32 protein-coding genes and 1 pseudogene are annotated in these 24980 nt (G+C 65.1%); 4 read left to right on the top strand and 29 right to left on the bottom strand.

Annotated features, from left to right (window positions below):
- Positions 1 to 266 precede the first annotated feature (266 nt).
- Positions 267 to 506 carry a hypothetical protein gene (locus PYV00_RS10480; protein WP_275228207.1) on the top strand — a complete coding sequence of 80 codons (240 nt, stop codon included), beginning with the start codon at positions 267 to 269 and terminating at the stop codon, positions 504 to 506.
- Between the two features lie 198 nt (positions 507 to 704).
- Here PYV00_RS10480 and PYV00_RS10485 read toward each other — a convergent pair whose 3' ends face one another.
- The 7 genes from PYV00_RS10485 to PYV00_RS10515 all read right to left on the bottom strand — a co-directional run bounded on the left by PYV00_RS10485 (position 705) and on the right by PYV00_RS10515 (position 5309).
- The gene (locus tag PYV00_RS10485; RefSeq protein ID WP_275228208.1) at positions 705 to 1682 is read right to left on the bottom strand and encodes a DUF2493 domain-containing protein; all 978 of its coding nucleotides are present in this window, start codon (positions 1680 to 1682) and stop codon (positions 705 to 707) included.
- Between the two features lie 422 nt (positions 1683 to 2104).
- Complete coding sequence (locus PYV00_RS10490; RefSeq protein ID WP_275228209.1) at positions 2105 to 3115, bottom strand: DUF2493 domain-containing protein; 1011 nt, start codon at positions 3113 to 3115, stop codon at positions 2105 to 2107.
- 86 nt (positions 3116 to 3201) lie between these two features.
- Positions 3202 to 3693, bottom strand: a complete 492-nt coding sequence (locus PYV00_RS10495; protein WP_275228210.1) for a DUF736 domain-containing protein — start codon at positions 3691 to 3693, stop codon at positions 3202 to 3204.
- A 308-nt stretch (positions 3694 to 4001) separates the two neighbouring features.
- The gene (locus PYV00_RS10500) at positions 4002 to 4190 is read right to left on the bottom strand and encodes a hypothetical protein (RefSeq protein ID WP_275228211.1); all 189 of its coding nucleotides are present in this window, start codon (positions 4188 to 4190) and stop codon (positions 4002 to 4004) included.
- A 214-nt stretch (positions 4191 to 4404) separates the two neighbouring features.
- Entirely contained in the window at positions 4405 to 4716 is a 312-nt protein-coding gene (locus PYV00_RS24360; RefSeq protein ID WP_342803805.1) for a DUF5818 domain-containing protein, read from the bottom strand.
- Between the two features lie 81 nt (positions 4717 to 4797).
- Entirely contained in the window at positions 4798 to 4920 is a 123-nt protein-coding gene (locus tag PYV00_RS10510) for a hypothetical protein (protein ID WP_275228212.1), read from the bottom strand.
- 23 nt (positions 4921 to 4943) lie between these two features.
- Complete coding sequence (locus PYV00_RS10515; protein ID WP_275228213.1) at positions 4944 to 5309, bottom strand: hypothetical protein; 366 nt, start codon at positions 5307 to 5309, stop codon at positions 4944 to 4946.
- 390 nt (positions 5310 to 5699) lie between these two features.
- On the opposite strand from PYV00_RS10515, the gene PYV00_RS10520 reads away from it, so the two are divergent.
- A complete protein-coding gene (locus tag PYV00_RS10520; RefSeq protein ID WP_275228214.1) occupies positions 5700 to 5954 on the top strand; it encodes a hypothetical protein in 255 nt (84 codons plus the stop codon).
- A 16-nt stretch (positions 5955 to 5970) separates the two neighbouring features.
- Here PYV00_RS10520 and PYV00_RS10525 read toward each other — a convergent pair whose 3' ends face one another.
- The 4 genes from PYV00_RS10525 to PYV00_RS10540 form a co-directional block, all read right to left on the bottom strand.
- Positions 5971 to 6174, bottom strand: coding sequence for a hypothetical protein (locus PYV00_RS10525; protein WP_275228215.1), 204 nt, complete (start codon positions 6172 to 6174; stop codon positions 5971 to 5973).
- A 67-nt stretch (positions 6175 to 6241) separates the two neighbouring features.
- Positions 6242 to 7189, bottom strand: a complete 948-nt coding sequence (locus PYV00_RS10530; RefSeq protein WP_428981624.1) for a hypothetical protein — start codon at positions 7187 to 7189, stop codon at positions 6242 to 6244.
- 190 nt (positions 7190 to 7379) lie between these two features.
- Positions 7380 to 7946, bottom strand: coding sequence for a hypothetical protein (locus PYV00_RS10535; RefSeq protein ID WP_275228217.1), 567 nt, complete (start codon positions 7944 to 7946; stop codon positions 7380 to 7382).
- Positions 7947 to 8010: 64 nt separating this feature from the next.
- Complete coding sequence (locus PYV00_RS10540; RefSeq protein WP_275228218.1) at positions 8011 to 9828, bottom strand: ATP-binding protein; 1818 nt, start codon at positions 9826 to 9828, stop codon at positions 8011 to 8013.
- Between the two features lie 141 nt (positions 9829 to 9969).
- On the opposite strand from PYV00_RS10540, the gene PYV00_RS10545 reads away from it, so the two are divergent.
- On the top strand, positions 9970 to 11358 hold the full coding sequence (locus tag PYV00_RS10545; protein ID WP_275228219.1) for a DUF6880 family protein: 1389 nt from the start codon (positions 9970 to 9972) through the stop codon (positions 11356 to 11358).
- 33 nt (positions 11359 to 11391) lie between these two features.
- Here the strand turns inward: PYV00_RS10545 and PYV00_RS10550 are convergent, their stop codons facing one another.
- From PYV00_RS10550 to PYV00_RS10630, 17 genes are all read right to left on the bottom strand, one after another.
- The gene (locus PYV00_RS10550; protein WP_275228220.1) at positions 11392 to 11727 is read right to left on the bottom strand and encodes a hypothetical protein; all 336 of its coding nucleotides are present in this window, start codon (positions 11725 to 11727) and stop codon (positions 11392 to 11394) included.
- A 15-nt stretch (positions 11728 to 11742) separates the two neighbouring features.
- Positions 11743 to 12204, bottom strand: a complete 462-nt coding sequence (locus tag PYV00_RS10555) for a hypothetical protein (protein WP_275228221.1) — start codon at positions 12202 to 12204, stop codon at positions 11743 to 11745.
- Between the two features lie 107 nt (positions 12205 to 12311).
- Positions 12312 to 13571, bottom strand: coding sequence for a hypothetical protein (locus tag PYV00_RS10560; protein WP_275228222.1), 1260 nt, complete (start codon positions 13569 to 13571; stop codon positions 12312 to 12314).
- Positions 13568 to 13843 carry a hypothetical protein gene (locus tag PYV00_RS10565; RefSeq protein ID WP_275228223.1) on the bottom strand — a complete coding sequence of 92 codons (276 nt, stop codon included), beginning with the start codon at positions 13841 to 13843 and terminating at the stop codon, positions 13568 to 13570. Before PYV00_RS10565 ends, PYV00_RS10560 begins: the two co-directional genes overlap by 4 nt.
- Positions 13831 to 14637 (bottom strand): PRTRC system ThiF family protein, encoded by an 807-nt coding sequence (locus tag PYV00_RS10570; protein WP_275228224.1) that lies wholly within the window; start codon positions 14635 to 14637, stop codon positions 13831 to 13833. The genes PYV00_RS10565 and PYV00_RS10570 overlap by 13 nt, the downstream gene beginning before the upstream one ends.
- Positions 14627 to 15286 (bottom strand): PRTRC system protein A, encoded by a 660-nt coding sequence (locus PYV00_RS10575; RefSeq protein WP_275228225.1) that lies wholly within the window; start codon positions 15284 to 15286, stop codon positions 14627 to 14629. The genes PYV00_RS10570 and PYV00_RS10575 overlap by 11 nt, the downstream gene beginning before the upstream one ends.
- Positions 15283 to 16125, bottom strand: a complete 843-nt coding sequence (locus tag PYV00_RS10580; RefSeq protein WP_275228226.1) for a PRTRC system protein B — start codon at positions 16123 to 16125, stop codon at positions 15283 to 15285. Before PYV00_RS10580 ends, PYV00_RS10575 begins: the two co-directional genes overlap by 4 nt.
- A complete protein-coding gene (locus tag PYV00_RS10585; protein WP_275228227.1) occupies positions 16097 to 17254 on the bottom strand; it encodes a hypothetical protein in 1158 nt (385 codons plus the stop codon). Before PYV00_RS10585 ends, PYV00_RS10580 begins: the two co-directional genes overlap by 29 nt.
- A gap of 91 nt (positions 17255 to 17345) precedes the next feature.
- Complete coding sequence (locus PYV00_RS10590; protein ID WP_275228228.1) at positions 17346 to 17552, bottom strand: PRTRC system protein C; 207 nt, start codon at positions 17550 to 17552, stop codon at positions 17346 to 17348.
- A 59-nt stretch (positions 17553 to 17611) separates the two neighbouring features.
- On the bottom strand, positions 17612 to 18040 hold the full coding sequence (locus PYV00_RS10595) for a PRTRC system protein E (RefSeq protein ID WP_275228229.1): 429 nt from the start codon (positions 18038 to 18040) through the stop codon (positions 17612 to 17614).
- 40 nt (positions 18041 to 18080) lie between these two features.
- Positions 18081 to 19811: a PRTRC system ParB family protein gene (locus PYV00_RS10600; protein ID WP_275228230.1), complete on the bottom strand. Its 1731-nt coding sequence runs from the start codon at positions 19809 to 19811 to the stop codon at positions 18081 to 18083.
- Between the two features lie 58 nt (positions 19812 to 19869).
- Positions 19870 to 20082, bottom strand: coding sequence for a hypothetical protein (locus PYV00_RS10605; RefSeq protein ID WP_275228231.1), 213 nt, complete (start codon positions 20080 to 20082; stop codon positions 19870 to 19872).
- 84 nt (positions 20083 to 20166) lie between these two features.
- A complete protein-coding gene (locus PYV00_RS10610; protein ID WP_428981627.1) occupies positions 20167 to 21357 on the bottom strand; it encodes a DUF932 domain-containing protein in 1191 nt (396 codons plus the stop codon).
- A 139-nt stretch (positions 21358 to 21496) separates the two neighbouring features.
- Positions 21497 to 21817: a hypothetical protein gene (locus PYV00_RS10615; RefSeq protein ID WP_275228233.1), complete on the bottom strand. Its 321-nt coding sequence runs from the start codon at positions 21815 to 21817 to the stop codon at positions 21497 to 21499.
- The gene (locus PYV00_RS10620; protein ID WP_275228234.1) at positions 21814 to 22014 is read right to left on the bottom strand and encodes a hypothetical protein; all 201 of its coding nucleotides are present in this window, start codon (positions 22012 to 22014) and stop codon (positions 21814 to 21816) included. The genes PYV00_RS10615 and PYV00_RS10620 overlap by 4 nt, the downstream gene beginning before the upstream one ends.
- Before the next feature lie 31 nt (positions 22015 to 22045).
- The gene (locus PYV00_RS10625) at positions 22046 to 22858 is read right to left on the bottom strand and encodes an N-6 DNA methylase (RefSeq protein WP_275228235.1); all 813 of its coding nucleotides are present in this window, start codon (positions 22856 to 22858) and stop codon (positions 22046 to 22048) included.
- Between the two features lie 18 nt (positions 22859 to 22876).
- Positions 22877 to 23347, bottom strand: coding sequence for a hypothetical protein (locus tag PYV00_RS10630; protein WP_428981625.1), 471 nt, complete (start codon positions 23345 to 23347; stop codon positions 22877 to 22879).
- A gap of 355 nt (positions 23348 to 23702) precedes the next feature.
- On the opposite strand from PYV00_RS10630, the gene PYV00_RS10635 reads away from it, so the two are divergent.
- The gene (locus PYV00_RS10635) at positions 23703 to 24485 is read left to right on the top strand and encodes a MucR family transcriptional regulator (protein WP_275228236.1); all 783 of its coding nucleotides are present in this window, start codon (positions 23703 to 23705) and stop codon (positions 24483 to 24485) included.
- A gap of 86 nt (positions 24486 to 24571) precedes the next feature.
- Here PYV00_RS10635 and PYV00_RS10640 read toward each other — a convergent pair.
- Positions 24572 to 24980, bottom strand: a pseudogene (locus PYV00_RS10640) (strawberry notch C-terminal domain-containing protein); the annotation flags it as partial.

Here is a 24980-nt window from a genome sequence, read left to right on the forward strand (position 1 = left end):
AACTGCAGCACCCGTGCGTGGGGTGCATTACAAACGGCCTTGCGCCGTGCGTTCGCCCAAGCGCAGCAGTTCACCTGCTGCGAGACCTCGCCACGCGAGGCGCGGGCAACACCCGGCAGGGTCCCTTTTCTATCCCGGCGGAGCGCCGGATCATACTCCATGAGCGAATGGAGCCGCTGATATTCGGGTCTGTATCTTGCGTTCATGGGGATCACTCCCAACATGGATGATGTGGCGGGCAGACCATCGACCAAAGGAAGATGGACATGCCCAAACTGACGGAAAGAGATCGGCTTGCGGAACTGGAAGCACGCCAGCGCAAGGCCGCCGATGATGTAGAAAAGGCCCGCCGCGCTCTGCGCGGCAAATATGCGGATGTGATCCGCGAACTGCCTGTCGAAAAGCTGACCGAGCGCGAATTGCGCGACGTGGTAATGCAGGCCATCCGGGTGGGCGGCGCGGCGGCAACGACAGCGCTCAAACCCCTGCCCGACCTGAAACCCTGACAATCCAACAATCACCCGAAGGGTGTCCCTGCGACGAGCACGGCGGAGCCGCGCGCAGGAGGCCGGGGCCGCTCTTACGGCACCGCATCGGTTCCGCGACGGACCCGTTTACGGGTCCCTGAGCGGGACCGAGCTTCCCGGCAGTAAAAGAGAAGGAGGATCGGCCCGGTGAACCGGACCGATCCTCCCACACTCCCCTCAAGCGGCCTTGCGCTGCTGGGCGAGGCAGATGAAGTGCGCCGGGATTCCCTTCGCCCTCACCTCCCGCGCGAGATGCGATTGCAGTCCCGACCCCTGCGCGACCACGGCCTCGACCGGACGCAGCGCCAGCAGTTGCTCGTTGCGGCGGAACCCGGCTTGCTTGCCCAGCTTGCGGTTTAGGGTGAAGGCGATGAGGCGCACGCCCCGGCTCGCTGCCCATGCCGCCGCCATGGCATCGCACCCCTTGTCCTGCGCCGACGTCGCCAGCACCATCGCCGGGATACGCGCGTGCACGCTGTCGAGCCTGTCCCAGATCAGTGCGTGGTCGTTCCAGCCTTCAGCGCCCCCGGAGAAGATCACCACCGGGGCCTGTGGGTGGTGCGCGTCGATCCTGCGCTGGCGGCGTGCGGCGAGGTAATCCTGCGCGGCAATCACCGAGGCGGTGCGCTTGCTCGACACCAGCGATCCGCGCGGGGTAGACCACGGCCTTCCGGTCTCGGCATGGAAGGTGGCGGCGGCGTGATCGCGCATGCAGGCCACCGCATCGCGCGCTTCGTCGAGGGACTGGCAGAGCGTCTGCGCCTCTTCCAGCTCGTTCATCATCACCTCGCTGCCGTCAGCTTCGCGGATCAGGCCCTTGACCTTCATCGCGGCCTTGTCGGCCTCGCCATCGAGCTGTCCGGCGACCCGGTGGAAGGCATGGACGATCCCCCAGGCGAGCCGGTCGGACAGGTCTTCGAGGCGGCTGTCTCGCAGCACATCGAACATCGTGCGCACCAGCATTTCGGTGGCGAGCTGGACCTGCATCGCGTCGGGCATGTCGTTGGTGATCACCTCGTCGGCCACGCTGATCCGGTAGCCATCGACGGTTTCGGTGAAGCTGTGTGCGAATGGTTCGGTGACTTGCGCGCTTTCTTCGGCGACGAAATCAGCGATCTCCGAGAACGAGCGGACGGAACGATATGCCTTGGTCATCATAACCTCCTTGAAAAATTGAAAGAGGTCATTTCTTCGGCACGGGCTCCGAGCGGCCGGGTCAAGGATCGGGCGAAGCCCGACCGGCGCAGCCGGCGATGGGGGTCACGATTTTTTCGGGCGGCCACCGGGCAGGCAGGAGAATGCTGTGTTCGACCCGCCCGGAAAAATGGTGAGGCCCTGTCGTCCTTGAGGCGGACGCGGTCCCGTGCCACACTAAGAAGACTTGAGAGAAGAGAGGAGGCTTGAGAATCTGGGGCTCGATGCCCCTGATTCTCAAATGGCTGCTTTCAGGCGCGACCTCTCGTCCAAACACCCATAACGGCCTATCGACCGCGATCTGCCCTCCCCTTTTGGCATAAAAAATGCCGACCGCGCGGGGATGCGCGGCCGGCACGAATGGGTGGGATGACAGTTCCCGATCAGGCGGCGTGGCGTCGCCTCGTGACGGTCACCCGCGGGACATTGGCTACCGGAGCCTGATCCGCCTTGCGGAAGGCATGGATCGGCACACCCGCCTTGCGAAGCGCCTGATAGAGATTGGCCTGAATGCCCGATCCCTCGCCCAGCACGGCCTCGACGGGTTTCAGATCGACCAGCTTGCGGTTGCGCGCGAAGGGGGCGGCACGGCCCGATCCGCTGAGCGTATAGGCAACCAGCGGCACGCCATTGTTCGCCGCCCATGCTGCGACGATCGCGTCGAAGCCTTTGCGCTGCGCGGTGGTCACCAGCATCATATGAGGGATACGCTCATGGATGGTATCGAGCCGCGCCCAGACCGGTTGCCAGTCGTGCCATTCGGCATGGCCGGAGGCAACGACGATCGGGCCTTTGGGGGTATGGCGCTCGCGCCGTTCGAGATCGCGGCCGCGCAGGAAATCCTGCACCGCGACCTGCGTGGCAGTCGAGGCCTTGGACGCGCGCGAACCTTTGGCGGGCGACCACGGCCAGCCCGATTGCGCGCGATACATCTCGGCGGCATAGTCGCGCATGCATTCGACGGCCTCGCGCTGTTCGGCGGCCGACTGGCAGAGGAGCTGCTTCTCCTCGAGTTCCGAACTATAGACTTCGGACATGTCCGGGCGGTGGGCCAGATCGCGGATTTCGTCAGCGAGGGAATCCTCGCGGCGTTCCAGTTTGCCGGCAACGAAGTGGAACGAGTTGACGAAGCCCCAGGCGATTTCCGCGGCGATGGGTTCGAGCCGCGTGCCGGCGAAGAGGTCGAAGATGGTGGCGATGACGGCCCCGCATTCAGCCTGTGCCGCCAGCGGCTCGGGCATGTCATGCTCGCCAGGCGCTTCGCCCGGTTCGACGATGGAGAGCGGAATGGGATCGCCGAAGGCCCGTTGGAATTCCGGGCTGGCGGTGATCGCCGCATAGAGGCTGGGCAGGTCCGCAAGGCTGCTCACGCGGCGCGAGGATTGTTCGGTCATGGTGGAGACTCCCGATTGTCGGGGAAAAGAAAAGGGCCGGAGAAGCGCGAACTTCCCCGGCCCGGTTGAGGCTGATGCGGCTGGCGTCAGAACGCGATGTCGTCGTCCGCCGGCGCCATCTCGCGGGTCATCGTGCCGTCGTCCCCGACGGTGCTGTCCCCGAACCCGCCGGTATCGCCGCGATCATAGCCGCCGCGGTCGCCCTGCCCCTGCATGTCGTAGTTGCTGGAACCGAAGCCGGACCCACCAGCATCGGAGCGCAGCGTGTCACGCCGCCATGCGATCGCGTATCCGTCGCGTTCATTGCCGAACAGCGCCACGGGCAGCGGTTCGGGGAGGCTCGGATCGTCGATATTGCCGGCGAGGAACACCTCCCCGGTCTTCTTCATTTCCGCTTCCCAAAGCGCGCCGATCTGGACCCAGCGCCGGGCGACATTGAGCGCCACCACCTCGAAGCGCGGCGCACGCGGATTCTGGCTCTCGACGGGGCGCAGACCGATGCGGGGCAGATCGATGGTGCGGGTGGCGATACGGCCCATCAGACGACCATTCTGGAGCGAAACTTCACCGATATTCATGACACTTGACCTTTCGAATATCGCTCGGAACCCTTTCCCGGCGACACTCCTCAAGATCCTCCTCTCCTCTCCGGCGCGGCCGCGCAGCCTGGCGCGACCCTCTCCATGACGCGCGAACTCACCGCCCGCGCGACGCCTCAAGCCCCCCTTTCCCCGTGCGCGCCACATGCCCGCTCGCACCAACCGTCCGCGTTTTGCCTCCGGGCGACCGGGTTTCCTGTTCTCACCGAACAACAGGCGACGCGCTGCGCGGGGCAAACACTGCTCAGTCTGGCCCTATCTCTTCGTGCTATGGGGCCAGTGGATGATTACGCTGCTCCCCGGAAGGAGACGGCGGCGTGGGCAAACCGAACTCGGCAATCCTCGAGGCTTTTCTGGAGTTCGAGATTTTCCTGATTGTTCTGGAAAGCTTCGATCCCGCCGAGCATGTCGAGGATCTGGTGAGGCTCGCCGCATTCTCGGTCGCCGACGAAAAGGTGCATAACCTTGATCGCCACGCTCAGCAGCCATCGATTAACCGAAAGACAGCAAGCCGCCTTTCGTGCGCGCGTAGCGCGCTACGAAGCGCTGGGGACACCGGATTTGCGCGCCTTGCTCTACCCGAGCGGATGCACGCCAGCGCGGCAGTCTGTCCTGAATGCCAACTGACGCGGGTGTGTAGCGTAGAAATCCGGCGCTGGCCGGATAGCCGAGAGCTTTGCGAACAGCCTGCTATTCGGGGCGTTGGCCGATCCATTCGAGCTGCAAGCGGTTCGTCCCGGAAAGCGTGCCTTCGACGATCACGCCAACGGCGTCGAAACCGCGCAGATCATCGCTACTGATGAGCCGGAGGATGCGCCCGTCATCGGCTTCCAGCATCGGGCTGTGGCCGTTCATATGCAACACGCCGACAAGGCGGCGATAATTTCCCGGCGCACGCGGCATATCAGCATGATGTCCCGCGGTGCGAACGGGAACCCGGCAAAAATCCGGGCAGGCGCGGCAAGGCGCAGGAGTAAACAGCTTGTCGCATGGGGATCTCATGGCGGTTCAGCCGCCGATTGGCAATGCGCGGCAGCGCTTCAGCGTGGTTCCGGCGTGCTCAGGCGCTACCCGCCACCGAATTCAATTCCGCGACATGTCGCGCAGCTCGTGACCGCCAAGATTTGCCCGCAGACGATTTTCCGCGGCGATCATCTCTTCGCGGGTGGCGAGGATTTCGCTGGTATAAGCACCACGCGCGAACATGTCGGCGTCGCAGGGGGGCAACGCTACATAGGCTGGAGGCCAGCGGCAAAGGAGTAACCACGGCCAGTCCGGTTCCGTCGGAGCGTAGCGGCGATGACGATGCAATCGCCGGCAATGGCTGATGGGCGGCGGTCGAAAAGGTCCGGCAGGACCATCTGCGCGCGCGGCGCGGTGAGAAAGGCGTCCATATCACGCAGTTCCTCGCTGGTTTCGAGGATGATTGGGTAATAGCGGCCCAGCGGCAGATTGGCCCCGGCATAGACGGCAGCACGTCGATCAGCAGGATATCGGGCAAGGTGGGTGCTGCGCGAGCATAATAGCGCCGGCGCGCGGCAAGATGGTCGGTGAGGCGCATAGACGCGATATGCCCGTGGCGCATGGCTGGTCAAGGAGCCGAGGCATCACTTTGAGGCCGATTCCCGCTGCCAACGGCGTCACCGCCGATCCGGCCCAAGAAATGGATGGGCGCTTGCCCGCACTTGTGGCATAACGCCGCAGCCACGTCCGGCTTGAACATCGGCGTGGCCGCATTGTGCGTGAACACTGGGTCGCCGACTATGTCGGGCGGCCCACGGAATAAAATACCCGTGCGCGCCGGTTCGCTTGGCGTGGGGAATACGTGGGGCGCGGTTCCCCAGTGTTCACGCGTGTTCAACCGTCCCGGCGCCAGCGCAAGCTGGCGGGAGACAAACGAACACGCGTGAACGGCTGGAACCGCTTAACGTCGGCGGGATTCGTTCCGCCGGCGGGTCACTGCTGCAAGACAGGACGGCCTATGCATGTCGGACAGGGATGAAGATCACAAGGCGGTAGTGCTGGCGCAGGGCAAGGCTCTCGCCATTCTCTCGGTGATGCTGGAACGCGACCGGCCTTTCCGTGCCCGCGAATATGGCGAATATCTCGGAACGTTCGCGGCGATCACGGGAGAAGTCGAACATCGGGAGGCGACGATCCTCGCAAGCTGGTCTGATATCGTGATGGAACTGGCCAACACGATTTCCAGATCACCGGGAATGAGCAGCCTTCAGGGATAGCGAGCCCACCTGGCAGTCACCGCTCGCCCGGCGATTGGATAAGGTCTATCCTGCCGCCATGGCTGATATCGATCCTCATACCCTGCGAGTCGCAGCCGATCTGGTGCGGGGCCGCATGCAGCGGCTTCACATGGATCCGCGTATGGACGGCTTGCAGCGCCTTGGCGCGGCGCGTGTCCTCAAGCAATTGGCGATCGATCTCGACGTTTCGGCCGCTCATATGGGCAAGCCGTCCCGGATTCGGGCACGCAAGGCGGGATCATAGCGGGTTCGTCTTGTTCGCGGGTTCAGGCTGACAAGCGATCGACCCCGGCGTTGAAGCGCTCGATCCAGTCGCGCATCATAGGGCGCTGGGCCAGGGGCAGTGCCGCCGCCATGCGTTGGAAATCGACCAGATCGACCGGCGCGCCCGCGATGATCGCATCGATTTCACCTGCGCCCAGCAAGGCTCTCTCGCGAATGAAGGCCGTCATCGACCCCGGTCTGGCGCGGGTGGAGCGGTGCCAGAGCCCTTCGACAGTTCTCAGCCGCGGCGCCGCTCTGGCCTCCAGCAGCACGATCAGCCGCAGCGCCCAGCGCGGCAGCGTGGCGACCTCTTCCGGGCGCATGGCGGCACAGATCACGCAGCTCGATTTAACCGGTATGGGCAGACCTTCCGCCTGAATGCGCGCCGTGCAGGCATCGCGATCCCAGCCCCATTCGCGCAAGGGATAGCGAAAATCATAGCGAGGGTCTTCGATACCCTCGCGGTGGGCATAACGGCGGCTGTCGGCTGGCGAAGCGTCATAACCGATCAGCTTGACCACCTTGTCGCCCCGCGCCCAGGCCGCCAACGCCGTTGGCCAGTGTTCGACCCAGCGGTTCTGAGGAAAGATCTTCCATTTGACGCTGCACGATTTTCGGTTGAACGAGGCAGATGGTAGCGTTGCGTTGGTCAGGCAATTTTCAAGGATGGTGAAATAGGGCGGCCAGTTCTTGAAGCGGCGCGGCTGGTAGCGCACGACATGATGCTCGATGCCATGATCGTCCATCCAGTGCTGGAAGAGCGGCAGAAAGTGGTAGGTTTCCGGGCGCTCCGCGCCGGGGTCCGCCGTGAGGACAACGTCCAGACGCTGTCTGCGCGCCACCCATTCGATAATCATCGCGGTGCTGTCGACGCCCATGCCCCATGCGGCGACCACCGGCGCGCCTCGACGCGCGGTCACGCGACCATCGCTAGCCAGCGATCTGGCCATTCGGGCGGTCGCATGGTAACCTGATAGGCCTGTAGCGGAGCCAGTCCCCGCACGACATAGTGAGGCACTCCCGTCGCTTGGCGAAGTTGAAGCGCCGTCCTGTAGGCATGATCGAAACCGCTCAGCCGCTCTCTCAGAGGCGACAGCTGCGGCGATAGGATGGGCATGGGACAAGGCGGACGGGCGAGCGTCATACGGCGGTTCCCTTGGTATCGACGGGCCGCTCGACCAGCAGCGCGTCAGCTTCGCAGTCCTCGCAGTAGGCAGCATCGAACACCGCGCCGAGGGTCCAGCCCTGGGCGCTTTCGTCCCAATGCGCCCAGGCGTCGCGCATCACGCGGCTACCCCCACAGGATCGGCAGCATTGGGTGATGGTTCCGGGTGGCGGCAAGACGGCAGCGGTATCGTCCTGGGCCGTCGCTCCCGTCCCTTCCCCGTCAACCGCCGGGAAAACCGGAAATGCCGGGCTGGGCCGCTCATCGCGGTCGAACCACAGCCAGTTGGCGCCCATGCGGCGGGCATGGTTCATCAGAGTCCACAGTTCCGGTGAAATATCGTCGGGCCTGTCGGAGAGATCGTCGAACAGTCCCAGATGAACCGCGAAGCCATATTGGTGCGCCTCGATCGAGAGGCTGGGATGTTCGATGACGATCCGGCCCTGTCGCTGCGTCGCGGTGCGGATCAGCAGATCGATAGCTTCGCGCTCGGCAAGAGGAAGGTGCGCCGTCGAGCAGGCGTAATTGGAAAAGCGGCGCATGGCCGGTCTCCTTGGCAGGTTGTGGGTAGGATGAAGGGAGCCCGCCAGCAGGCGGGAACCGCGATCAGACGGTCTCGGGGTCTGGCAAGAATTCGACGCTCAGCGTGCCCTGTCCCAGATCGATCCGGACCGCCCGATCCTTGGGGAGCAGCCAGGACACATGGCTCGATGCGGCGATCCGCACCGCTTTGAGCAGCGCTGCATCCTCGCCGAGCAGGATCTGGGTCGCCGCAACCTGAGCCTCCCGGTCGAAATTCTCCGACTGGGTTTCCCAGCTGTCGCAATCACTGTCGTCGTCCGCGCAGAACAGGGCGGCATAGATCATGCGCGCCAACCGGTCGGGATCGATGCCACCATCGCGGGAAACGAGGATGATCGCCTCGTCGATGTCCCACCCCTCGTTCCGGCAGACCAGCGCGTCGATCGCGATCAGGTGACAGGTCTCCGCCGCGGCATCGCCGCACGTCCCGGCAATGATGAGGTCGACGACAATCTCGTCGGCCATGCCCGATGTGAGACCGGCGGGAAGGATCGCCGATTCCTCATAGCGGCATTCGACGCCGTCGCGGGTGATCAGGAAGGATATGCGATCGACGCGCGGCAAGGCGTCATACCAGTCATAGCCCTGAAACTCTGCCTGGCACTCGACCAGAGAATATGCCGCAAGTGGAGGTGAATGCTCCGCGCGGGCGAAACCCTGCGCGATATCCGCTTCGAGGCAGGGCACGATCAGCATCGCGCCTTCGCGCAGTTCGATCTCGGACGAACGGCAGTGACTGTCGTCAGCGGTCTCCGGGCGCCAACGAGCAAGGCCCGTCCGCGCTTCGGGCATCGCGATATCCAGTCCATGGGCGCGCTGGTAGTCGGCAAAGGACAACCGGTGATCGGGCTGGGCTGCGATCGTCCGGTAAAGGGCCTCTTCTACCGCCGCCTCCAGCGCCTTGAGGCTCGCGTTCTGCACCATCTCCTTGCGGGCGGGCAGAACGAGGTGAAGGCCGGGCGCATCGAGGATATCGACGCGCACCGACCAGAAGACATGTATGCCCACTTCGCGGATGCGGGGCAGGTCATGCTTGACCTGCAGCCCGTGGAAATTGAGCCGGCATCCGTCGAGACCATGGGGATCACCCTTGTAGATGCCGATTTTGCAGCCCATCATTTCCTCGACGGCGAGGGCATCCTTAAGGAAATCCTCGCGGCGCTGGAGCACGCCGTTCAGCGTGACCGGCAGCGGATAATGCAGCGCGGCGCCGACGATGGCGGAACGGATGCCGGTTTTCCAGTCCTCGGGCATGGCGATGCTGATCAGCGTGCCCCAGCCCAGTTCCGAAGGTTCAAGGGCCAGCGGCATGCCGGTATCCCATGCCTCGGCAGGAATGGTCACCTTCCAGGCCTTGCCTGCAAGGCGCGAGAAAGATTCGATCACGACGGTCCGGCCCGCAAGACTGAAGATACCCATGCCGGCCGGATCCTCGGAGCAGGCGATAGTCTCGCCCCATCCGGAAAAGCCTAGCATGAGCAGCGCTGCGGGATCATCGATGCCGCAGCCGTCGTCGCGGATGAATAGCCAGTCCCGATCCTCAATCGCGACGATATCGACGGCGACGCGCGTGGCTCCTGCCCTGCGCGAATTTTGCAGGATCTCGTTGATCACATCGAGCGAACCACCTGAGAAAAGCCGGGACGCACGGTGGATCGCCTCGGGACTGACGGCGGTGTGGATCGTGGCGGGAAGCGACATGGCGGTCTCCTTCTTGGGCAACACGATTGCGCCCACGCTCTGACTTCCCTCTCTCCTCCGGTCGGATATCATGGGGACGAGGCCAGTATTCGGATTTTCAAAGGCATGATCCTGCGACAAAAAGGCGGCCATGGCTGACATATCGGATCACCATCGGGGCAGCCGGGTCTCCGCCGCCACATATCGGGCCGGATGTGCTCAAATGCGTCGTCCATCGGCGGCTCACGCCAGGTTGCTGAAGTTCATCAACCGGAACGATCCCGCACAGAGTGATGTCGGCTGATGGTGGTGCGCGGAAAGACGCCCCGAGGTTCGGCCAAACCGACGCTCGAAAACCTGCAAGGTCTGGGCGCGGCGCGCCTCGCGCGGTTGGTGCTGTCCCAGGCCGAAGCCGATCCGATCTTTGCCCGCGCCGCGCGCATGGAACTTGCCGCCAAGGACGACAGCGGCGCGCTGGCGCATGAAATCGACAAGCGCCTCAAGACGATCCGTCGCTCACGCGGCTTTGTCGAATGGGATAAGGTGCGCCCGCTCGCGCAGGAACTCGATCAGCTGCGTACCAGCATTGCAGGTCCGCTGGCGGAAACCGCGCCATCACAGGCCATCGATCTCATGCGGCTGTTTCTGAGCCTGGCGGCACCGGTGTTCGAACGTGCCGACGATAGCAGCGGCATTCTGGGCAATGTCTTCCGGCAGGGCGGCGAGGATCTGGGGACTCTGTGGTGCCATGCCGCTGCAACGGACCCGCAAATACTGGCCAGCGACATCCTGGCCCTGATCGAAAGCGATGGCTACGGTGTCTTCGACGAACTCCCCGATGCCGCCTCACCAGCGCTGGGACGCGAAGGCCGCGCGGCGCTGCGCCGTCTGGTGCTCGATAAACAGGCCTCGCTGACCGGCCTCGAACGGCGGCGGTTCGATTATGCGGTCGGCTGGCTGCTCCCCAAACTGGCCGATCTCGACGATGATGTGGACGCCTATATCGCCACCGTCGATCCTGATCGGCGCAATGCCCTGCTCAACGCCAAGGTGGCCGAGCGGCTCATCGCGCATGGCCGGGCCGAAGAAGCACTCGGCTGGATCGACGCTCCGGTCGAGCATGATCACAATGCGCGCGAACTGGCCGATCTCAAACTGCGCGCGCTGGTGGCGCTGGGGCGCAAGGAGGCCGCCCAAGCCCAGCGCAAGGCGATCTTCGACCGCTGGCTCGATGCGCAGGCGCTGCGCGACTGGCTCAAAGCCTTGCCCGATTTCGAGGACTTCGATGCCGAACAGCGGGCGCTGGATGCGGCGCTGGCGCATGAACCGGCCACATCGGCATTGGCGTTCCTCATCGACTGGCCCGATCTTGGCCGTGCCGGCAGGCTGGTTCGGGAGCGGCTCGATCGGCTGGAGGCAAGGGCCTATGACGTTCTGCGCCCCTCCGCCGAAACGCTGGCACATAGCGATCCGGGTGCGGCGACGCTGCTCTACCGGCGACTGGTCGGCCGCGTGCTGGAGCGCGCTTCATCCAAATATTACCCCTATGCCGCACGGGATTTTATCGCCGCGGCAAAACTTGGCCCGCGGATCGTCGATGAGCCAGGCATAGTTTCTCATGCGAGTTGGGTGGAGGAATTGCGCAAGGCTCACGGCCGGAAGGTCGGGTTCTGGAGTCAGGTCTCCGTCTGACCGTATCGCTGGCCGCCTGCGCGCCGGGAGTTGTCACCAGTCATGCACCGGCAGGTCCTCGGCACAATCAGCGTCGCAATCGAGCAGCACGAACTGGAAACCACGAGCCCGGCCAAAGGCGATCAACCCCAGCAGGTCTTCAGGCAGGTTCGCGCGCCGTTCTTCCAGGAGATCGCGGGTCGGCACGAACCAGCCATAGACGGAAGCGGCGATATCGATCGGGCGGTCGCTCGGTGGCCATGACGCCCATTTGTCGAGACAATCGGCAGTCTGGAAGGTCAGATGCGCGGTCGAGAGCACGCAGTAGCGCCCCTGCTCGATCGAGTTGACCTGGTTGGTTTCGGGGCAGGATTGTTCGCGTGCGGTCATGGATGGGTTCCTGCGTCAGGCGGCGCGGCGTTCGTGGCCTCTGTCGAGCTCGAGGTCGGCAGCTGCCAGCGTGGCGATGTGCGGCATGAGAGCGTCAAAGGCCGCATTGAGATCGATCACGGCGATACGCCGGCAGGCATCGCCCGGATCATGGTCGAGCCGGAGGGTGGGCGGCGTCAGTCGTGCCGTCATTTCCGGATAGGCGAAGCCGAGCGCGAGCGCCTCGATCCGCCGCGCCATCAGATTGATCCCGGCGGCAAGGCCGCAGGGGACCGCGAACTCGCGTCCGAACCAGCGGTCGGGCGCCAGCACATCGGCGATCCGCGCACAGGGCAGCCGCCCGGCTGGCGTGCTCGCCTGCAAGATCGCAACCCGATGACGGCGCGCAGGCGCGAGATCGTCCAGCGGGATCAGCGCACGGTAGCTATAGAGGCTGGCCGTTCCCGCGATGCGGGTCCGGGAGAGGATCAGGTCCATGACGGATTCCTTCAACGGAAAGATGGAAAGAGCAGGCAAAGGCCACGCCCCCCTTCCCGATCACCCTTCCCTCCCGCACCGTGCGGGACGGACGAACGGACGCAGCTTCAATGCTGCGGTATGGCCGCTGCAAAACGGCGCAGCAGCACCGCCATATGCTGGCGCAGATGGGCCTTGTTGCCGATCACCGCTTCGGGCTGCAGCCCCTCTCCGCCAGCGGTCATGTAGCCCGTCGCCGGCGATCCGCTGGTCAGATCGACGACGATGCGGTGCCCGCGCGGCTGGGCAGGGCCTGCGTAGCGGATGACGAACTCACCGAGCCGGCCCGACAACCCTTTGGCGCGCTTGCTCCAGCGGATATGGCCGGACGCCGGCACTTCCTTGTCAAACCCGCGCGCCAGCCACAGACGGAACTGGGCGCGCTGCTGGATTGCGGAATTGCGGGTGCGCTCCATCGTCCGGCACAGCGGTAGCAGCGCGGCATGCCGGTCGATCCAGGCCATATCCTCGCCCTCGGCGATGACCAGCAGGTCATCGACTTCGATTTCGCGAAGCAGGGCGGACAATGATTTGGTGGGTGCGGCGCTACCGGTTGAGGCGACACAGCCCCACCGGTAAAATCCTCGACCAGTGGCAGCGACGATGATCGTGACCGCGTCATGGCCGGGTTCCCCGCGCAGCATCGCGATGAGTCCGGCGGGATCGTTCGCGGCTACCCCGGCGCCGAGGATCAGCACCCGCCGCGACCACCGACTGGGACGCGGAGCATCGGTCGGCCGCGGCAAGTGGCTTGGCAGCGGGCGGGGCGTGCCGCGTGGAGGAGGCGCGCGTGCATGATTTTCCATTCTGGCAGCGGCGGCATAGGCGCGCCTCGCCGCGTCGAAGGGATCGTCGAGAATTCCGCCCCCATCACGAAAACCCTGCGCATAGGCGGGGCTAAGACCGTTGGACTGTATCCGGTCCTGTCTGCAGCTATAATCACGCGGTTGCCAGCCAGCCCATGTGGCGTACCAGCCCTCGCTATAACGAACAGCCCTGTCCCAATCATGGCCATGCTGGTCGCGGCCATCGAGAATGGCGCGGTCGCGGACGTCGGCTTGCCCCTCGGCGACACGCCGTTCGATGAACGCGAAATTGCGGCGGCATCTTTCGCGCTCGCCTTCCGCGGAAATCCTGTCGTGCAGCGGCCGCAGCACCGCCGCGCGTTCACGTGTCCGCACCATGCGCGCATCGAGCGGTGCATCCGGCGGCAGGTCGGGAAACGCCGCCCACGCCGCCGCCAGTTCTGCGGCATGATCCAGGCTGCGGCCATGGGCGATCCAGCATTGCGGGTCGGCGGGATCGAAGAGGGCTGAGGACGGTGTCATGCCGGTAGGTAGGACCAACCGCTCGCAGCACTGATCCAGACCATGCCAAGGGTGCGGGGATGCACCTCTGCACTATCCGCGTCCTCGGCGGGAGAACCACGGACGATCACGCTGCCGCTATCGTTGGCGCGGTGCGGAGCACGGCCGCCGAGCACGATCAGATCGCCGCGCCCACCGGGCATGACGATCGGGTCGCCCGGCGAGACCTGTGCGGCAAGCACGCGGCCGATGAGGTAATGCAGCGTCCAGCCTCCGTCCGTCACTTCATGCATAGCACTTCTCCTTTCGTGCGTTGGATCGGCTCGATCTTGTTCACACGCGGCAGCGGGATCGGCACTGCCTGCCCGCTCGCAAGATTGAGGAAGCCCCCGGCATGGCCGATGGAGCCGCGCCCGAAGAGATCGAACAGCAGCGCCAGGGCATGGCTGGCCAGCACGCGGTTGACGAACAGCGACTGGCGTTCGAGCGCTTGGGCCACCGAACAGGACGGGGCATCGTCGTCGGGCAGGCTCTCGTCGGCGAGTTCGGGAAAATATTCGAGCACCGTCGGCAGCCGCACGGCGTTCTCGTCGAACCTGCGGGCCGGACAGCCGAGCAGATATTGCCCGTCGCGCGCGCGGTTGCCGAGATCGAGCCAATAGGCGGGCATGCCCTGACCTTCGGCCAGCGCCCTCCCCAGCGCCCGGCGGGCCGAGGCGGTATCGACGCAGCTGATCAGCATATCACAGCCCTCGATGCCGACCGCGCCGGGCGCGCGGCCATGCACCGCCTTCCAGGCGAGGCCGTGGGCGAGATTGATGCGCTCGGTCAGCGTGCGCGCCTTCGACGCGCCGATGTCGCAGCGGTAGAAGGGCTGGCGGCCGAGATTGGCCTCGGTGACGCTATCGTCGTCGGCCACGGTGACATGCAGCGACCGGGACGATATCGCGCGCAGCGCCGTGTCGAGCGAGGCAAGGCCCATCATCATCTGCGCGCCATTGCCGCCGCAGCCGACCAGCATGATCCTGATCGCACTATGGTCGAAACCGGCGGCCAGATAGTGGCGGGTCGGGCTATCAGGCGGCATCGGCATCTCCGGTGAAAGGGCTGCGTGGCAACGGCACGTAGAGGCCGCCCGCGCAGAGCCGCGCCGCGATCATCGGCGGCTCGGACCGATCGAGCCGGCCGATCACCAGCGCGATCTTGGTGGCATGGGCATCGTCAGCATCGTCGGTGGCGCTGAAAAAGGCCGGACCAGTGCCGTGGCTGTGAAGGTCGCAGACCATGTGCCAGCCCGGCAGCAGGACCGGCGAGCGATAGACGAGGCGCGAAGGCGTCGCCTCCTCGATGGCCGGGAACTCCACCGCGAACGTGCGGCTGGCCTCGTGCCACAACACGAAAGCCGCCGCCTCATTGGGCAGCGCCGCGCGGAAATGCTCGATGATGCGCGCCAGATGGTCGCGGGGAATCGGCCCGCAGCGCAGATCGGCGCCAGCGCCGCCAATGCTGCCATAGGGCACATAGGCGGGTAGCGGCGGCGCGATGGGGAAATCCAGCGCCAACCATGGGCGGCGCAGGATGAGCATGACGCCGTCGTGCCCGACGGCCAGCCCCTGCCCGGTCCCGGCCTCCCGCAGCACGCCGATCGCGGGCGATTGCCCAGCGGGCGGCACGGGATAGCAGGGCATCGCGGCAAGGATCGCGGCGGCGGTCGGATCGCCGGCGAGTAGGCTCATCGCCTGGCGTTCGCGGCGATCAATTGCCCGGCCGTCACCGGCCTCGCCGCACCCGGCGCCGGATCTCGGCGGCTCTGCTGGCGGGAGCCGGTGGCGAACGGCTTCATCCGCCGCACCGGAAAGCGCGTCGCCCGGCGCGCCGCGAGAACATCCCACAGGCGAACAAGCCCGCCCTTGCCGGATATGGTCAGTTCCTGCCCCGGATTGGGATGGGTCGACCATGAGTCGAACACCGCGCGCTCGAAATCCGGGATGGCAGCTATGGCCAGCGTCTTCGGTCTGGGAATATTGCCCCAGCACAGCATCCCGCTCAGGAAGACGTTGAGGATCGGCGAATGCAGTACCCGCGTGTCGGCGGTGGGACGCTCATTCTTCGGCAAGGCATAGACGCCGAGGCCCGACCGCGTGGCGACGAACAGATGCGCCGGATATGGCACGGGCACGATCGTTCGTCCCGACAGGCAGCGCAGTCCTGCCGGAGGCGAGGACAGCGCAAAACAGGCATCCCTCACCTGTTCGGGCACCCACCAGGCAAGGAGATCGGGATGGGCGACCAGCACGTTGGCGGGCAGGATTTCGGGCACGGTGCGGCGCCCCAGCGCTTCGGCCCATTGCCGCAGATGCGCCCGTGTCAGCGGTCTCCCCGCTCTGATCGTTGGCGAGCCTTCGTCATCATGCTCGATGCCATGGATACTCGCGAACGCCATCGCCTCCTGTCCGGAGGCACGCAAAGCGCCGGAGGTGCCGGTGCGGTAGAGCAGGATGGCCTGGGTCAGCATCATGTCGCTCCCGGTGGCTTCGAAATGGGCGCTATGCGCAGGCGTGACGGGATCGGGCATGACGGCCTCGCAATGGGGTGGGATCGAACCGGATCAGGTCCTGGGCGGCGAGGAGGAAGCGCACGCCTGTCGCGAGCGAATTGAACCAGGCGTCGATCCGGCTGCGATCCGCGAGCGGGCAAAGCCCCACCACGTCCATGAAACCCATTTCCATGCCGTATTGGCCGATGTCGTCGATCTCGGGCGCGAACTGCTCGGCGGGCACCAGCGTCAGCGGCGGCAGGCTCGAGCATTCCTCGAAGCCGGGGACATATTCGTAGAGGGTCTCGGTATCGAAGCGCCAGGCGTGGTCTTGATCGGCAAGCTCTTCCAGCGCCGCATGCGCTTCGCGAAGGTGGTGCAGTTTCTCGCGCAGGCCGGCCGGGAGCTTGTTCGGCGGAGCCACGTTGGCGGCGATCATCCATGCGGGACGACGCGCTTCCATCGCCGATGGTAGCATCATCTCGTCGAGCCCCTCGGCGTCGGCGCCATGATAATGGATCAGCGCCTCGCGCGCCGCCTCGTCGTCGATCTCGCCGTCCCACCAGGACATCGCGATGTGCTCGAAGAGATCGTCGTAGCCGAATATCGGCAGGATACCGGGCAGACAGTGTCCAAGCGCCCGATAAGCCGCGGCGCGCCAGCCCATCGGCGCCTCGCTGGTCTCAATCCAGCCAAGGTCGAGCTGCCCCATGGTTTCGCAGGTCATGATGAGCGCCGGGGATCGATCGCCGTCACCGTCAAGGGCACCTTCGTTTTCTCCCGCCCCCCGCAGCACGGTGATTCGCAGGTCGACGAAGTGGATGGGCTCCAGGATTTCGAGCACGGCGGTCTGGAAAGTCCGTTCGATGTGGCGGCGGGCGGCGACGCGCGTGAACATCCCCGCCGATGGTTCGCGTGCCGCAACCCAGTGGCCGATCAGCTTGTGATGCCGCGCCAGTGGGCTGTCGAACAGCGCGGGGATATCGGGAGAAAGCGCGACCGCGCGACCGGCAAGGTCAGCCGAGCGGGGGGAGGCGGAGGCCTGCGGGCGGGGCAAGCGGTTCGGACGTTTCAGTGCCGCCGGCTTTGCGCTCGGAAAAAAGCTGCATGTGAAGGGCGCTCGCCTGTCTGCCGCAGGCAGGCGGAGTGATGCCGATGCTGTCGTCATCGTCGGACTCGATCCATTGCAGGAGGGATTTGACAGGTGCGGGCGCTATGGCCGCAGACGCCATCGATGCTGCCGGTCTTTGTGCCACAGCTCAGCCCTTGGTGCCGACCGCGCGGCGATATTCGATGACATGGGCGCCGCCCGTCACGCCAAGATCGACCGTTTCGGCATTGAGGATCGCGGGGTAGAGCGCGGCATGATAGGCGCGCAGCGCCGCCGGATCGTTAGCGAGGTGGGACGGCACCGGAAGCTCGATGCCGTCGTAGCGGTAGGTGCGGGCGAGTTGCTGGATCTGCATGGAATATCTCCTCGATAAGGGTCACGGGCGCGGGGGTGCGGACAGCCGGACGAAAGCCATCAGAACAGACTGGCGGGATCGTCGGGCCTGGCATCGGCCGGCGGGTTGGCGGTGACCACCGGTTTTCCAGCGGTGCCGGCAGGTGTTACAGGCTTAGGCGCGGCCGCCCTGGCTTTTGCCGCCTCGGCGGCGGCGACCCTCGCAGCGTCGGCCGCCTCTCGTTGCTCGGCAAGCTGGTCGCCGAGCGTCCTGCGTGCGGCGATGAGCTGACCCAAGGCGCCCTCCATGCCTCGGGCCAGTTCCGCATCGATCTCGGCCGCGCTCGCGGTGATAGAAATCGGGCGGGTTTCGCTGGCTTCGGGAACATGGGCAGCCCCTGCGGCCTTACGCGGGAGAATCGTGAGCGTGACCATGTCGTCGGGGCAAGCGACAAGGTCGAAGCCGAGCGCATAGCGGGCAAGCAGCGGCAGCAGGCTGGTGATCAGCATGGCGGTTATTCCTGTGTTGAAGAGGGGTGAGACGCCCGGATCAGGCGGCGATATCGGTGATGGGTTCGTCAGCTGGCAGGGCGGGCAGCGGAGCGGCTGGCTCAACCGGGCGGTGCAGCGGCGGGCCATAGACGCCATCGAGCGTCATGCAGCCCGGCAGCCGCCCGGCCCAATCGAAGCCGGGGCGGCCCAGCAGTCCTGCGATGAGGTCGGGCTTTTTCGACGCGAGCAGTTTGGCGAAAGCCTTCGCGCCGACATGTGCGATCAGGCCGCATTCCTGGGCGATGAATTTGATCTCGTCTTTGGTGTAGCGCTCGAGGAAGGCCTTATCGACCTGCCAGCTTGTCCGGAGATCGACGGCGAAGGCCCTGGCGAGATCGGCGACATGGTCGAAGTCGGCCACATCCTTGGCATAGGCGGCAGCGATGACGCAGAGCACATTGGCGGCACGGGCATCCGGTAGCGCGCGGATGTCTGCGATCTGAGCGCTGTAGTCGAGGTTCGGGAAGGACGGCCCGACCAGCAGGCTGGCGCGGGAGGTCAGCGTCTCGGATTTGATCTGCGAGAGCGTGCCCGACATGGCCGCGACCAGGATCGCGGTCTGGGCCTGGCCGGCATCGCCCGCGAGCGAGCGCGCCAGCGCGGTTCGCCATGCCGCCTGACGCACTTCGGCGGTGCGGCTGATCAGCGATTGCGCGGCGGGCGTTTTGGGTGCGGCCCGCGTTCCGCTCGCGGCCTTGGAGGAAGCTGCGGTTCTGGCTACCCCTGCTCCGGTCGCGCCGGTGGTCGCGGGTGCAGCATCCAATCGGCTGGGCGACGATCCCGCCAATGGGTTGGAGTCGACGGTGGCAGCGCCGCCGCCCTCAGGATCACCCTCCCCCTCATCGAGATCGTTCTCGCCGTCAAAATCGGCATCTTCCTCCTCATCATCAGCACCGTCGTCGTCTGAAGACTCCGATGCTCGTGCGGCGACCACAGCGCGGTCCTGCTCTTCGCGCTGCGCCGTCTCATAAGCCTCGGTCTTCAACTGGAAGCAGACCGGATTGGTGCAATGGCCGTCATCGACATGGGTCTCGAACAAGGCGCGCTGCCGCCCCGAATTGAACGGACAGCTGGTGCATTCGCTTTTGTCGAAACAGGCGGCGGCGAGATTCTGCGTGACCCGCATCAGCAAATCGCGCGTCTTGCCGACATCGAGGCCGGAGGTGAGGATGGTTTCCAGCGCCTTGTCCTGCTTGTCGCCGGGTATGACGGCGAGCAGTTCGGCATGACCCAGCTTGATCCGCCGTTCGTCGAGCGCCAGTTTGACCGTCTCGGAGAGGTCGGCCAGGGCCAGACGGCGGTCGAGCTTGGCGCGCGACCAGCCAAGCCGCCGCGCCGCTTCGGCATGATCGTTGCGGCATGCGGCCAGCACGCGCACGGCGGCATCGGCCTGTTCGGTCTCCGAGGCATCGTCGCGCACGTCGTTCTCGTCGATCGCGGCTTCGAGCGCTTCCTCGTCGGTCATCTCGCGGATGACGACGGGTATTGCGCCATCGGGACCGAAGACCTCCAGCGCCGCCCGATAGCGGCGTTCGCCGGCGACGATCAGATAATGGCCATCGGAACGGGGATCGGGCCGGAGCAGGATCGGCTGGAGAATGCCGCGCAAGCGGATCGAGGCGACCAATTCCTCATGCTTCTTGCGGTCGAAATAGCGCCGGGGATTGTCCCCTTTGCCGATGCGGGACAGCGGCAACAGGGTCGCCGCGCTCGGTGGCGGTGTGGTCACGGATGATCTCCTGAGAAATGTGGGTGCCAGAAGTTGAATGCCGGGAACGAGATGCCGATCACGACGGACGCTCGGTGGCTTCGCGCCTCAGATCCGGCACGCGCGGATCGTCAAAGGGGCTGCTCACCGACATCTGCAGCGCCTGTTGCTGCGCTGTGAACCAGGTGCTGGCGGTGATGCTGTAGGTTTCGGTGGCATAGCGTTCGTCGCCGCTGAAGAAGGCGACATCGACGGTGAACGAGGACAGGGTATCGGTCGAACGGGCACGCATGGCCGCATCCTTTCAAAAAGCAAGCGCGCCACGGCCGGGAGCCGCAGCGCGCGATGGTCAGGTGGATCGGTAATTACAGGCGGTTCAGAGCGCCTGTTCGAGCAGCTTCCGTGCCTTGCCTTCCATCTCGAGGCGGCTGTCCTGATGCGGCTTGCCGCGCGCGACCGCGGTGATCCCCTGCACGAAATCATAGAGGCTGGCGGGCGGATGCCCTTCCTCGGCGAGGACCGTCTGGATGATCTTGCTCGTCTCTGCCTTGGAAAAGCCGCGCCGGCGCAGGAAGGTCTCGCGGTCATCGTCTTTGCGCGCGACGATACGTTCCCGCGCCGCCTTGATGCCGCTGATGAAATGCTGGGGCGAGGAGTCGGCAAAATGTTCGAGCGCGGGCGCGGCCTGATGCGCGAAGCGGTTAGCGGCGAACTTGGAGTGACGGATGTTCACTTCCTCGAAATTTTCCATGCCCCACAAGCACCTGTTGGCGCAGACCCCGCGCAGGTAGAAGGTGGCGATGCCAAGCGTTTTGGAACCCACCTCGCTGTTCCAGGCATAGAAGCCGCGGAAGTAGAGATCGGGATCGCCATTGGGGAGCCTGCCCGCCTCGATCGGATGGGTGTCGTCGACAAGGAACAGGAACACGTCGCGGTCCGAGGCATAGAGCGTCGTCGTCTCTTTGGTGATGTCGACGAAGGGATTGTAGGTCATGCGGCCCCAGTCGATCGTGCCAGGGACTTTCCAGCGGGTGTCACCAACGCCATCGCCGGCGAAGGCCATCACCGCCTGCACAAGTTCATGGTCCCAGATGCGGCCATAATCCGGACCCGTTGCCGCACGCAGTTCGGTGCGGCCATCCTCGGTCTGGAGGAGTTTCACCAGTTCGCCGCGATGCGCGATCAAACCGTGCTGGAGATTGATGCCGGCGAGCGCGGCGGGAAGCTGGCGCAGATAGGACGCTGGCGCGCCTACCAGGCTCGACAATTGGCCGAACGACCAGTTGGTCGGCGCGACCGGGCGGTCATCGCCTGGCGCGATCAGCGAGAGCCTTTCGGGACTGTCGCTTCTGGCTTCGATGCGAAGGCTGCGGCTTTCGACGATGCGGGTGGTGGCGCGCTCGGCCCGGCTGCGCACCGCGTCATAGAGACTGGAAAGCGAGAGGAATTTCTCGTCGTCGGGGCGCGAAAACCATTCCGACGACACGCGACTGCTCATGCGCCCGCGCGAAACGTCAATACGATAGGGAGCCGACACGACCGGCGCGTCGAGGGTCTGGGCAAGCATCGCCATGGAACTGTCTCCTCAGGATATCAGAACCGAAAGGCACCGATGCCCTCGATCCGCCCCATCCTTCGCCCCCTTCCCTCCTTTGCGATGGTCGATGCTCGATGCTCGATGGTGGCCGGCTGGTCGCCCCTTGTCCTCAACCGAGACTCCACCGGCACCAGCGTTCGGCGGCGTCGCGCGGGGTCAGCAGGCCTTGTGCATGGCGGCAATGGCTCCGGAACGCGGCATTGCGCTTGAGGCCCGGATCAGCCAGCAGGATCATCACCGCGCGCATGAAGGCATCGGCGGTATCGGTTCCCGCGTCCTCATCAGCGGGATCGGCGCGTTGCCCGGCAAGGAACGCGCCGAAGGCACCGGCCGGAGCCTGCTGCGCTATATAGCGCAGCAGCACGGCAATCTGCGTCGCATCGCTCCAGCCCTCCGCGCTGGCGACATCACGGAACAGCGCCGCATTCATGGCAGGCACCCGGCATCATTGGCGGTTCGCGCGGCCTCGATCGCCCTCGTCAGTTGATCGAGCATCCCTTCGGCTTCCTCGATGGTGATGTCCTCGATAGCGCGCATACCGCCGCGCGGCCCGCAGATCGCAAGCGTGATGACGGGAGCGCCCGCGGCCACGCGGCCACAGGCGCTGATGTGAACATGATGCAGCATGGCGGCTTCCTTCGCCGAGAAAGGGAGAAAATCAGAACAGGCTCAACTGGCGCGGCATCGCCGGTGACGATGCCGGGAGAGGGTTCGGCGGCGGCGGAATCGCGGCGGCGGACGTGACTCGCTCCCGCGCCGGGGGCATGGCCGATATATCCTCTGCCCTGACCAGCTTCCTGGCCGCGAGCCGCGCATTCCAGCCCCCCAGAATATGCGCCGGCGTGTACCAATGCTCGCGAATCTCGTTCGACAGCGAATTGCCGACCATCAGATGCGCCGGCACATGCAGCAGCGAGAGCTGGGCATAGGCCATGTGGACCGCGCGCGGATCGATATCGATCGCCGTGACATGGAGATGGCGCTGATAGTTGATGCCGATCTTTCCCATCGCCTCGGCCAGCGCGATCACCATGGACCCGGCGCCGCAGGCCGGTTCCATCGCACTGACGAACCCATGCTCAGTAATGATCGCCTTGACGCTACCGGGATCGCCCAGGGTCACATCGGCCATCATCCGGCTGATGCTGTAGGGGGTGAAGAACTGGCCGCGCGCCTTGTTGTGCAATTCCAGATCGTGGAACAGCGCGCCCAGCACGTCGCCGGGTCCCGCCTCCAGCGCCAGGACCAGTTCGGCCATGATCTGCGGGAACATCTCCACGATCGCCCGGTCATAACGGCCGACGATGGCAAGATAGCGCTGCTCGCGTATTTCTCGCTGCCGGAGATCGACGCTGTTGGCCACCGCGATCGCCATCGCCTCGATCGCATGACCGAACACGGTGTAGAGATCGTGGCGAGGTTGGCACTGGCGGAGCAGCGCCGCCATCCGTTGCAGAGGAGCCCGATGCATGGCGGGGAACACCCCGTCTCAGGCCGCCTCCTCGCGAATCCATTCATAGAGCAGATGCGCGTCCGGCTCATATTCGGAGCCGTTGGCGATCCGTACGAACTTGCCGTCGCAGGCAAAGCCGGAGGCGCGCGGCAGGGTCAGGTAGCTGCGCCCTTCGAGGATCAGATCGTTGGACCGCACCTGAACGATGGCGCGGGTGAGGCCGAGCCGGTTGTGCCCCGGGCCATGGATGAGCTTCAGGCGATCGCCTGCCTTGACCTGCTTCTTGAAGGCCGCAAGCGACATGAATGGATCGACGGCATTGCCCATGCCCTGCCGTCTGGCGAGCACCGCCCAGTAGGGCTGGCCGATGCGGACTTCGCAATAGAAGCTGAACGACCAGAAATCCTGGAGCGGATTCGTCCGCGTGAAGCCGAAGCGTTCCATCTGATCGCGGATCTTCACGATCATCGTCTCCTGCGCCTCGCGGCTGGTCAGGTCCTCGCTCATCCCCCTCTCCTTCCCGATCGGCCCCCGGAAAGTGTCACCCTCAATATTGCCGGATCGGCAGCATAGACGCCCTGCTGAAAGCCGGTTCGCCATTGCCCTTGTCGTGAAACCGCCATCGGCACCGAGATATTCGATCGGTCCGGGACGCCGTCGATCCTGGCCGCCTCGCAAAGAGAAGCCTGCGGGAAATGTGATCCCCGAAAGAACAGGGTGCCCGACGATAGCGGTCGTCCGATCCTTCTCGCCGCGTTCATTCGGCTTTACGGAAAGTCGTTTCAGGCTTTGCTGTTTACTCTTGTGAAAATGAAGGCATGTAGAAGCCGCGCTATCCGATGCCCTCCCGAGGATCATGCCCATGGCCGAAACCGATCAGACCGACGTTACTGCTCTCACCGTGCAATTGTTGAGCGCCTATCTCGCCAACAACACTGTCCCGAGCGGCGAATTGCCGGCGTTGGTGCAATCGACGCGGGCCGCGCTGATGGGCGAAACCTCGCCAGTTTCCCCGAGCGAACCCGAACATGCACCTGCAGTTTCGGTGCGCCGCAGCAAGGCTTCGCCGGATCATCTGATCAGCCTGATCGACGGCAAGCCCTACAAGACGCTGAAACGGCACCTCTCCGCGCATGGCTTGACCCCGGCCGAATACCGGGCACGCTACAATCTTCCCGCCGACTATCCGATGGTCGCGAAAGCCTATTCGGAGAAGCGGCGGCAAGTCGCCAATCGGCTGGGCCTGGGCCATCGACGTCTGAAAGCGATTGCGGCCGCCACTCCTCGCGAAGCATCCGCGTCGGCCGAAAAAGCGACCGCCAAGCCGAAACGGGTGAGCAAGGCAAAGGCCAGCGCAGCCCCCATCGCGGCCCCTGTGTCCAAACCCACCATCGCCATTGCGGGTAGCGCATCCGTCAAAGCGAAGGCCGGCCGCAAGCCCGCGGACAGGACGCAGACATCGGCAGCGACAGAACCCAAAGCAGCCGCGCCGAAAGCACGCAATGCCAAGGCCGTCACGGCACCAACTGAGGACAAACCTGCCCGCAAAGCCGTGGCCGCCAAGCCCAACACGCCAAAGACACCGCGCACAAAAGCGACCAAGCCTGTCGAAGCTGCGCCGGAAGTAGTGGCCCAGACGGTCTGACTTTTTCGGGAGCGAGCCGGGCCGATGAACGGTCTGGCTCGCAGGATTTCAGATCAGGTGCCCAACAGCAGCGTTGCCGTGCGCGCCTAACTGCGCTCAGCGCTGATCTGGCGCAATATCGCCTCCGCCTGCTCGGGCGGCAGAAACAATCTCGTCCGAAAGCCGATCACCTCGCTGAACGCCCCGCAGGACTTGAGCCAGCTGCGCCGTTCGGGCGGATAATCGCGGATTTCGATGCGGCGGCTGTTATTGACAGTCACCCTGACCAGATGGGCCGGCTTGAGGCCGGGGATGGCAACGCCGCCTGGCGCATCCGCGCCGCGTAGCAATTCGTGCGGCGTGAGGGCGATCGCCCCGTCCGCCAGACCGAATTCCGCCTGCAGCTTGCCCAGAGCGCGCGGATAGATGATACGGCCAAGGATGGCGGTGTCTGTAGCGCGACGATTACGGAGTCCGGTCGGCGTCAATTTTGATGGCCGATAGGTGGCCGCGCCG

Source organism: Novosphingobium album (ex Liu et al. 2023) (genome assembly GCF_029076845.1).
Classification (GTDB): domain Bacteria; phylum Pseudomonadota; class Alphaproteobacteria; order Sphingomonadales; family Sphingomonadaceae; genus Novosphingobium.